General features: G+C 56.5%; 8 protein-coding genes. 2 read left to right on the plus strand and 6 right to left on the minus strand.

Annotated features, from left to right (window positions below):
• Positions 1-85 precede the first annotated feature (85 nt).
• Positions 86-1,336, minus strand: coding sequence for a nucleoside:proton symporter (locus OXE05_03100; protein MCY4436303.1), 1,251 nt, complete (start codon positions 1,334-1,336; stop codon positions 86-88).
• 311 nt (positions 1,337-1,647) lie between these two features.
• Here OXE05_03100 and OXE05_03105 point away from each other — a divergent pair, with 311 nt between their 5' ends.
• Positions 1,648-2,457 (plus strand): methyltransferase domain-containing protein, encoded by an 810-nt coding sequence (locus OXE05_03105; GenBank protein ID MCY4436304.1) that lies wholly within the window; start codon positions 1,648-1,650, stop codon positions 2,455-2,457.
• A 108-nt stretch (positions 2,458-2,565) separates the two neighbouring features.
• On the plus strand, positions 2,566-3,483 hold the full coding sequence (locus OXE05_03110; protein ID MCY4436305.1) for a cytochrome c: 918 nt from the start codon (positions 2,566-2,568) through the stop codon (positions 3,481-3,483).
• 5 nt (positions 3,484-3,488) lie between these two features.
• Here the strand turns inward: OXE05_03110 and tatC are convergent, their stop codons facing one another.
• From tatC to OXE05_03135, 5 genes are all read right to left on the minus strand, one after another.
• Positions 3,489-4,313 carry a twin-arginine translocase subunit TatC gene (gene tatC, locus OXE05_03115; protein MCY4436306.1) on the minus strand — a complete coding sequence of 275 codons (825 nt, stop codon included), beginning with the start codon at positions 4,311-4,313 and terminating at the stop codon, positions 3,489-3,491.
• A 514-nt stretch (positions 4,314-4,827) separates the two neighbouring features.
• A complete protein-coding gene (locus tag OXE05_03120; protein MCY4436307.1) occupies positions 4,828-6,123 on the minus strand; it encodes a DegT/DnrJ/EryC1/StrS family aminotransferase in 1,296 nt (431 codons plus the stop codon).
• A 204-nt stretch (positions 6,124-6,327) separates the two neighbouring features.
• A complete protein-coding gene (locus OXE05_03125; GenBank protein MCY4436308.1) occupies positions 6,328-7,017 on the minus strand; it encodes a spondin domain-containing protein in 690 nt (229 codons plus the stop codon).
• Between the two features lie 118 nt (positions 7,018-7,135).
• A complete protein-coding gene (locus tag OXE05_03130; GenBank protein MCY4436309.1) occupies positions 7,136-8,512 on the minus strand; it encodes an extracellular solute-binding protein in 1,377 nt (458 codons plus the stop codon).
• A 434-nt stretch (positions 8,513-8,946) separates the two neighbouring features.
• The coding region (locus OXE05_03135) for a hypothetical protein (GenBank protein ID MCY4436310.1) at positions 8,947-9,479 on the minus strand (533 nt) is incomplete at its 5' end.

Raw genomic sequence — 9,479 nt, forward strand, 5'->3', positions numbered from 1 at the left:
TTGCCGCTACCGCCCGGGGCACTTGCGTTCGTTCTTGCTCCAGGTATCGCTGCCTCGCCGTCTCGTTCTTCCCTAGCCCAGGACTCTACCAGTACAGCAGTCCCGCAATTGCGCCCGTCATGCACGTTGCCATTGTGCCGGCCAGGATGGACTTGAGACCGAGGTTTGCTATCTCCAGCCGTCGCTCCGGGACGATGGCGCCTATGCCGCCAATCATGATGCCCAGGCTGGCGAAGTTTGCGAAACCGCAGATGCTGTAAGCCATGATCAACGCGCTGCGCTCACTCAAGCTGCCGGGGGGAAGTTGCGACATCTGGACGTAAGCTAAAAGCTCGTTGAGGATCACTTTCGTGCCAAGCAGTTGCCCGGCAGTAAATGATTCTGCCCAGGGGACGCCCAGCGCCCACACTACCGGCGAGAGAGTCCAGCCGAGAATTCTCTGTAGAGTCAGCGGTTCGCCTGCGATCAGCGGCGCAAGTTCCAAAATGATGTTCGCCAATTCAACAAACGCCACCAGCACAATCAACATGCCGATGATGTAAGCGAACAGCCGCAGGCCGTCAATAGTGCCGCGGGTCAGGGCATCAGCGCCGTTTTCGTAGATGCGTTCAAACTCAACCTTAGAGTCGTCAACTTCCTCGCCCGTCCGCGGAACGAGTATGAGCGCAATCATGATGGCTGCAGGGGCACTGATGATGGACGCAGTGAGTACGTGGCCTGCCGGATCGGGAATGATGCCATCCAAAAGGGTAACGTAGAGGGCGAACACAGTCCCCGCGACGGTGGCCATGCCACCCGTCATCACGATGAAGAGTTCCGAGCGGCTCATGCGTTCAAGGTACGGTCGCACGAGCAAGGGTGCTTCAACCATGCCTATAAAGATATTGGCGGCGGTGGCAAAGCTTGTCGCCCCGCCAATGTTCAATGTCTTTCTGAGGACCCAAGCAAACCCTTTCACCACCCAGGGCAGAATCCGATAGTGGTACAGGATCGCCGAAAGCGCGCCAATTACAACGACGAGCGGCAGCGAGCGAAAGGCAAACGCGAACGACGCGCCCGGAAAAGTCTCCTCAAATGGCGGCGGCCCGCCGCCTAGGAATCCGAACACGAACAATGTGCCGGCCTCAGTCGCCCTGACCAGCGCGCTCACACCGTTGCCAATCCAGACAAATACAATTTGTGAGTTAGGGACCTTCAAAAGTAATAGGGCGAGCCCGAATTGCACGACCAGCCCAGCCACAGCCGTTCGCCATGGAAAGACCCGGCGGTTTTCGCTGATTGCCCACGCCAGCGCGATGAGCCCCAAGATCCCAATTACCGGCTGAAACACTGCCATCGGTAGCATTCCTCTCTCCAATGCTCCCTTCGCTTCATCTCAAATACGAGCTGGTCTTTGTCTTGTCCACAGTCTAGCAAGTCCTATTCCAAGCCACAAAGTCTCAACAGTGACAGAGGGTTACAGGATTGCCTGGTAAACGATGCGAAAGTCTACATGCAACGAAAGGTGCCTACCGCTCGATGGGGCGAAGCGGGCTACCCCACTCGCCCTGAAATGCAGGAGGAAATCTCTCTGTAGTGCACTAGCAGAATCTACGTGGTGTAGGTAAGCTGGTAAGGACAGATGCTCAAGCGAGAAAGGCGTCTTAGGTGAAAGCCCCGCCGGCCCGAGAGGTCGAACACTTCGATCGCGACGCGGCCAACTTCGAAGAATATCTGCAGAGTCCCCTCGGACGACTGCGAACCGAACTGGTCTGGTCCGGGCTTTCACATCTCTTGCAGCAGGCAGACACACCCCACTACGTGCTCGACGTAGGTGGAGGCACAGGTGCATTCGCCCTTCGTCTCGCTGCCCAAGGACATCGCGTGGTCTTGCTAGACCCGGCCCAGGGCATGCTAGACCTGGCAACTGCAAAGGCAAAGCGTGACCTCGCGAAGGACATGCGCAAGAATCTGCGCGTACAGCAAGGCACAGTTTTGGATTTCCGGGCCCGACACCTAAAGAGCAAGTTTTCCGCTGTTCTTTGCCACAATATTTTGGAATACGCTGTTGGGCCGCAAGAAATCCTGCTGCGCATTCGCCAACTCATCCAAGACGATGGGGTTGTTTCCGTGGCTGTAGCAAACCGTGACGCAGAGCCGCTGCGCACGGTAGTGAACCAACAGAACCCACAAGCGGCGCTGCAAATGCTCGACAAGACAGTTCACCCGGCGACACTCTTTGGCGGCTATCGTCGCGTGTACTCGTTGCAAGAGCTGGTGGCGATGCTCGACAAGGCAGGTCTTCACAGTGTGGCAGTTCGAGGTGTGCGCGTAGCTTGTGACTACCTATCTCAAGATTGTCTCGAACAGCAGGAGGGATGGGATGCCGCCTTTGCCTTGGAGCAAACACTTATAACACGCACACCGCACAAGTATCTCGCTCGCTACCTGCATCTACTCGCCCGACCTCAAGCCTAACCTCACCCCTTGTTCCCAATGATCCTCAAGAGACTCACCCAACTGCTTTTACATCTCGCAATCGTAGCTCTGTTTACCATGTCCGCTCCAGCAAGAGTGCAAGCAGACGTGAAGGATGTTCGCGATTGGGCGATTCCCAAGGGTCACTTCTACACTCAGACCAACGGCACTGATGACAGCCAAGAGCTCGGCTACACAGTCATCGATGATGAAGAAGCGCCCTTCTGGTTGTCGTATCGCAGACTCGGTGGCTTCCAGGCCCTTGGCTACCCGGTCTCACAGCGATTCCCCTACAAGGGCCTGGTGGCACAGGCATTTCAGAAAGGCATACTGCTTTGGGATGAGACTACCCAGAGCGTGAGCCTGATGAATCTCTTCGACGAACTATCTGCCGCCGGGGCAGACACGTTCTTAGAGACCCGCCGGTTTATCCCGAGATCTAACACCTGGGCAGAGGACTTTGGACAACCCTGGCCCGTGATCGCTACCAATCACCTCGCCCTGCTTGATGAAAACGCAGCCATCAAGGCCGCATACTACGCAGTACGCCAACAGGGACTGGACCCAATCACGTTCAATGGATTACCGATGAGCATCCGGGACTATGGATTCGTGCTAGTCCTCCGCGCGCAACGGCGGGCGTTTCAACTTTGGAAGACCGAACAACCGTGGGCGAGCGAAGGGGAAGTGGTAGTCGTCAACGGGGGCGATTTGGCGAAAGAACTGAATCTCATTCCTGCACCCGCCCAAGCGCCGGTGCAGGCTCCGGTACCTCCGTTTGGATACGGAAGTCCGGTGGAGGGAGAATCCGTATACCGTACCGCTGGGTGCGTTCTCTGTCACGGACTCCAAGCTGATGGCGGCATCGGCCCGACTCTCGCCGGCACGCGTCTCGACTTTGCTGAGTTTCTCAATGCAGTGCGTGAGCCATCAGACGTCATGCCGCCCTATCTACCAGAACAGATCACAGACCAGGAAGTCCGGGACATCCTTGCGTTCACACAGTCTCTTGGAGCTGCGCCCTAATCGGCCTAATCTTCACTCTGTGAGCGGCGTCGGGTCACCGGACCGGTGATGCGGGACAAAAGGATGCCAACTTCGTACAGAAGATACATTGGAACGGCAACGAGCGCTTGATTAAAGGGGTCCGGCGTCGGCGTAATAACGGCAGCTACTATGGCAACTATTACGACAACAAATGGCCGCCAGCGTGAGAGCTTCCGTGTATCGACTATGCCTATTGCCGACAGAAAGTAGATGAATATAGGTGTCTGGAAGACTATCCCCAGCGCAAGCAACATGCGCGTTACGAAATTCACATACAGCGAGACTGATGGGAAACTTTCCACCTGATCGGATATCCAGCTATTCGTCCCAAGCAAGAATCCCAACGCAAACCGCAGTACCACGAAGTAGCAGAATGCCAGTCCCACCAGAAATGCAAATGATGACGTCGGAACAAGCATATAAAGATACCGGCGCTCGCGTCGGGTCAGACCGGGCAAGACGTAGGCGCCGATCTGGTAGATGAGCATCGGCATCGCACATGCGACGCCCACCATGATTGCGACGCGCATGAACGTGAAAATACCCTCCGTCGGGGAGAATTGGTAGAGCGTCGTCACGTTATCCGGCGCCGGAGCAATGAGAAGGTCCATGATTGGCCTGATGAAGATAAAGCCAATCACGGTAAAGAAGAGCACGGAAAGCACCGCAATGAGCAGGCGACGCCTCAACTCGGTGAGGTGCTCCCCGAGCGTCATTTCCATATCGAGGTCGGCTACGTCATCAGGATGTCTTCCATCCGGCAGCACCTCTTGAGTTTCGTCCGAAACCCCTGGGTTATCTGTTGCCATGCGCTACGTTGCTTTCTTGAAGTTTATGCTTCTTTGATTAACGCTACACCGCACATGGGATTCACTTCAAGCAAGTGTCCCTTTGAGCGCAGGCAGCGAACAGAGGAAGAGTCAAAGTTGTGTCACACAGTCGTGTGACACGATCATACTCTCATGCTACCATCGCGGGCTCTTCCCTGCATTGGCCTGCAGGGATCGGCAAGCTGGAACCGCAACGAAGATTGGACTGATCGGAAAGTCTGATTGCAAATCCAGCACTTAGGGCAAGAAAGTGAAGTGCACTCACTGCCCTTCATGTCGAATGGGCAGTGAGTGCAGGCTCAGACCCGTCTTTACTTGGTTTCCTCGAACTGGTGGCAACGTGGCCGGCGCTAAATCGTCAAGCGACAATGGCAAACTACGGTTTCCCAGGTGGCACAAACAACTGGCGGCCATCACTAGCCCACCACGCAGCGTCGGGACACAAAGTGGGACCGCCACGAAAGTGGCGACTTTCAGGAATTGTTCGATTGGCTTAGCCGGCCTTGGTTAGGACTTCCGCGAGTCGCGGCCCCTGCTCAACCACCTTGCGGAAGGCTGCAGCATTCTGTTCAATCCACTCATCGCTGGGATCAACCGGCGTCGAGAGCCAGAAACAGGAGTCGTGCACACGTTCACTGACCGGCAGTGAACCGCGCTGCAACGGCTTGCGCGCATTTGACGGCAAGTCGCCCCAAGGGCCACCTAAGTCTTCAAACGAAAAGTCGTTGAACAGTGGTTCCAGGTGCATCACGCCATAACCGAACGGTGTGATCGCCGGGGTCGTGCTGACCCCTTCTGCAACGAGGGCCTTGAGCACGCTGTTCACGGGCGCGCCGATTGCCACGGGATCGATCACCCCTGCGTAAAGCAGGAGGCCGCCGCGCACAGCTGCGGGATAGGTCTTCTGGGGATGGATGCCCGGAATCTCCCCTAAGAGATCATCCAGCTTCTTGAACCACGACAGGCGCATTTCGTTCAATTCCGGTAGGCGCTCTAGCTGCGCGCGTGCCATTGCCATCGCAAGCGGGTTGGCGCGATACTTTACGCCTAGTCCAATGTTGTGGAGCGATTTGAACGCGTCCGTCTGCCACATACGCTCGGTACGGCCGTAGTGCCCCAAAGCAAGCATGCGGTCATAGAGGTCGGTGCAGTTCGTAGTCGCGACACCGGCTTCTATGCCGGTTACGGCCTTGCTGCCCTGTAGGCTAAAGCAGCCTATGTCACCTAGCGAACCGACTTGCTGCCCATTCCAAGTCCCGCCGTGAGCGTGGGAAGCATCTTCGATCAGTGTGATGTCCGTGCCTTCAACCATCTCGCGGAAGGAGTCCATGTCCGCCGGATTGCCGTAGACGTGAGTGACAATAATCGCGCACGTATGCGGCGTGATCTTGCGACGCACGTCTTCCGGGTCGGCGCAAAACGTCTCCGGATCGATGTCGCAAAAGACCGGCGTGGCGCCGCAGTGTAGGATAGGCGTAATGCTCGCGTGCCACGTCACCGACGGCACGATCACCTCTTTACCCAGACGGGCGCCGGAAGCAAACACCGCCGCGTGAATTGTAGACGTGCCGTTGCAGTGTGCCAAGGCGTAGCGGGTGCCGACAAAGTCTCGGAACTGCTCTTCGAACTTTTCAATCTCGTCATAAGCACTGCCGTAGTCGTCGAGCACTGCATTCACATACTGCTTCTCCAATGGACTGACACGTTCCCACGTATCACTGGTCGAAGCAGTAACGGCCTTTGGGCCACCTTCCAGCGCCAACGCTTCTCTGCTTACTACTTTCGCCATCGCACACTCCTTTGAAATAGGCCACTACGTATTCAAAGCACGTTTAGGTGTGCTTACAGTTAGCCTAGACAAGTGTATCACGCTTTGCTCTGATCTTAAAGGTACGTCAAACACATTCCGAGATAGGGGAAGAGCTGCGCAATTTTCTCCCCCTATTCTTCTTCTCATACTGTTATGCTCTGATAAAGTGCACGGCCACTCCCATCAAATTCGTTTCCACGTCTTAATTTCCAGCCTGGCAGCCGGGTTACGCCAGTCGTGTTGCGCGGGATCAAGTCCTCCGTCGCCGTGGATGCCTGCATGTACATGGACAAAGCCTTCAGCAGTTGCTGTGTCTCTGGCGTTGTGGCTGTTGCAGGGAGGCCCTGGAACGAAATCGCAGCTTTCGCTGTTGCCTTCACTGCCTGCGTCGTAAACATTCAAGTAGACAACCTTAGATGAGGAAAGGTCGAGGCTGTTTGCGCCGATAAAGCCGTCATTGGTAGACACCAACATGCTGGCGAGGGAGAGCAATTGCTTCCCATCGCTGATATTGAACGATATGGTAACGCTCTGGCCGGGCCGAATCAGGCCGCCTGCTGTCCGGGCTTCGGCGACACTACTATTCTCGTCCGGATCCCATGCCCCAAGCAGACCGGAGGCGCTGCCATCCTCCGCCATGGATGCCAATCCGTCGCTGGCAGGCTGTCCCAACGTGTAGAGCGGCGCGGCGCTCCCGTCGTGCCGCGCGACAAAGACAGAGGTCATCGTCTGTCCGCGGGTCAAGTTCGTAATGGTGACCTCAACGATCAGTTCATCGGAATCGTTGCCGGTAAAGGCGGTAAGGATGCCGGCGGATAGAGCCAGCAGTACCACGAGCCCAATCAGGCCAAAGAGAGCTGTCTTTTTTCTCACCTGAATACCCTCCTTTAGAATTGCGCTCTTTTAAAGAAGCAGGAGGCAGCAATATTGCTGCCTCCTGTCCCGTTTGACTACTCAGAGTATATCCTCTAAATGGCAAACTTTCTTCGACTTATGTCATCGCCCACTCGGGGGGACGCTGGCTGAAGAGCACATTCATCTCTTCGGCAGACGAGCGGAATGCCTCAGGCACGGTGACCTCACCGGAGATCGCCTTTTTAGTCCACTCGATGTCAATGCCCCAAGCCTCGGTGCCCTCGGGCACGATCATGGCATCGTGTCCACCGGAAATCCACACGTCAACCACGTCCGTTACGCGGGTGCCCTTGAAAGGCTCCAGCCATACCGGATGCGTGGCGTACTCAATGACGGGCGGCCACGCGATGGAACCGAAGTGCGGGGTCTCCAGCATGCTCTCGTCGGAGTGGAACCAACTGAGGAAGTCCCACGCCAGGTCCTTGGCCTCGGAGAGACTCAGGATGGAGTAGGCATTGCCCAGCACGGTGACGCGCTGATCCAGACCCTTTGGCGGGGGCAGGAAGTCCAAGGCCTCGCCCAAGTGCGGGCGGATACCGTTGTGGCGGTAAATGCCATTGTTCTCCATCGCCGCAAACTGGTTCTCTATGTGATAGGTGCCCTTCGGGAACTCGATGCCAATTTCACTTGCACCCGGCGCGATCACCCTGTGCTTTAGCGCCAAGTCGATGTTGAACTGAGCGCCTTCCAGAGACAGCGGATCGGTGCCATAGACCGCCTTGTCCTTTGTCTCGTTAAGGATCTGACCGCCGAAATTGTACATCCACGTGCCCATCATGTAGAAGACGTAGTTCTGGTAAATGACCAGAGCCCATCTATTCTCTTCTGCATTGGTGAGCTTGCGGGACATGTCCAGCAAGTCTTCATAGCTCCAGTCCGGGGGCGGCATGTCAACGCCGGCCTGGGTGAGCAGGTCCTTATTCACGTGGAAGACCTCGCCACCAGACTGGAAGGGCACGCCATACAGATTCGGGCCCCAACTCCAGTTCACCAGCTCGCCGGCAAAGTAGTCCTCTTTGCTGCGCGGTCCTTTGGCGAAATAGGGGGTCAGTTCCTCGATAACTCCGGTGAGACCCCACTTGAGCGCCCAGTTAACCTGGTTGTAAGTGATGTCCACACCGGCCTCGCCAGCGGCAAACTCAGTGTTGCGCTTGGCAAATACACCGCCGTCAAACGTCCGGTCGGGCGTCGCCTCGATTGTGATGCCGAGAGATTCCTCAGCTACCGCGAAGGTCTCAGAGAGCGCCTTCCAGCGCGGATCTTCTTCCGCGTGGTAGTTGGAGATCTTCAGGACCGGCGTCTCCATCATCTCGGTCTTTTCCTCGGCCTTGGGCGCCTCGGCCATGTCGTCCTTCGGCGCGCCCGTAGTTGCCGCTGTGCCGCATGCGACCAGCAACGCAGCACCACCGGCTGCGGCGCCAGCGCCGAGCAACGATCGTCTCGTAAATGTCATGGGGGACTCCTCCTTTTTGGCTCTTCCCCAGCTAGAACCTGCAAATGAACGGGCCAATTCTATCGGCCATCAATTGCCCAGCCATGTTGCAAGTTCAGTCCCAAATTCAATTAGCCATTCGCACTCTAGTTGGCTAGGCTAGGAGAGATTATATACGTTCCGTCAAGGTGGGTCAAGGGCTCTTTCCGTACAGTTTACGCCGAAAAAAACCCTTCGAGAGGCCGCGGGGCGCCGCCTCATGACTTCGTCTCCCCAGTCTCTTGCACCTGCCTGGAACCTCTGCCCAAACCGGCAAATTTCCAGACGAGGCTTGGCCTCCCATTCAGCGGTTTGCATGCAAGAGAGTGCAAGGGGGCTGCAGTAGAGCTGGGCAACCAAACTTTCAAGAAGAGCGTCTTGCGGAGCTCTATCTCAACGCGCCCGTTCTGAGCAAACTACGCTTCCACCCGGATCGTAAAGAACTGCCATTTGGGCGTGCAGCGGTCGCGGAGCGTGTCGTCTTCAAGTATCAACTGATAGCAAGGCCAGATTTCCCATTCGCCCGGTTCATCAAGCTGTATCACAACACCGGTCTTGAATTCTTGGTACCGCACGACCTCCACCCCCTCATGAACTAACCCAAAGTCTTTCTCTTCGCCAGTGGGATGATTCACGGCAACAAACGTCCGCTTGAGCACCATCGGCGGCACCCGTAGGTTTTGGACGGTAAACTCTATGTAAATTTCTTGGCCCACCTTGAAGGGAGCCTTGTCGGCTGCAATGCCATGCCCCGGCGGGCCGTAGGCTGTCAATTCCATCAATCTAAAGGCATCGAAATTTGCCACCGACGTGCCGGCTTCATAGAAGACCTCCAGATCGCCAATGTTCGCCGGTGTGGCCTCCGGTTCGATGAGCGGCAGGTCGGCCACATCGGCAGCCGATTCTGACTCCGCATCCCTCTTCGCTGCCGCCGCTGCCGCGCTGCTTC

Source organism: Chloroflexota bacterium, from assembly GCA_026710945.1.
Lineage (GTDB): Bacteria > Chloroflexota > UBA11872 > VXOZ01 > VXOZ01 > VXOZ01.

What these genes read in the sequence shown, in the direction of transcription:
- OXE05_03120 (MCY4436307.1), bottom strand. Translation starts at nt 6,123, where the DNA reads ATGGCGAAAGTAGTAAGCAGAGAAGCGTTGGCGCTGGAAGGTGGCCCA.
- OXE05_03130 (MCY4436309.1), bottom strand. Translation starts at nt 8,512, where the DNA reads ATGACATTTACGAGACGATCGTTGCTCGGCGCTGGCGCCGCAGCCGGT.
- OXE05_03100 (MCY4436303.1), bottom strand. Translation starts at nt 1,336, where the DNA reads ATGGCAGTGTTTCAGCCGGTAATTGGGATCTTGGGGCTCATCGCGCTG.
- tatC (MCY4436306.1), bottom strand. Translation starts at nt 4,313, where the DNA reads ATGGCAACAGATAACCCAGGGGTTTCGGACGAAACTCAAGAGGTGCTG.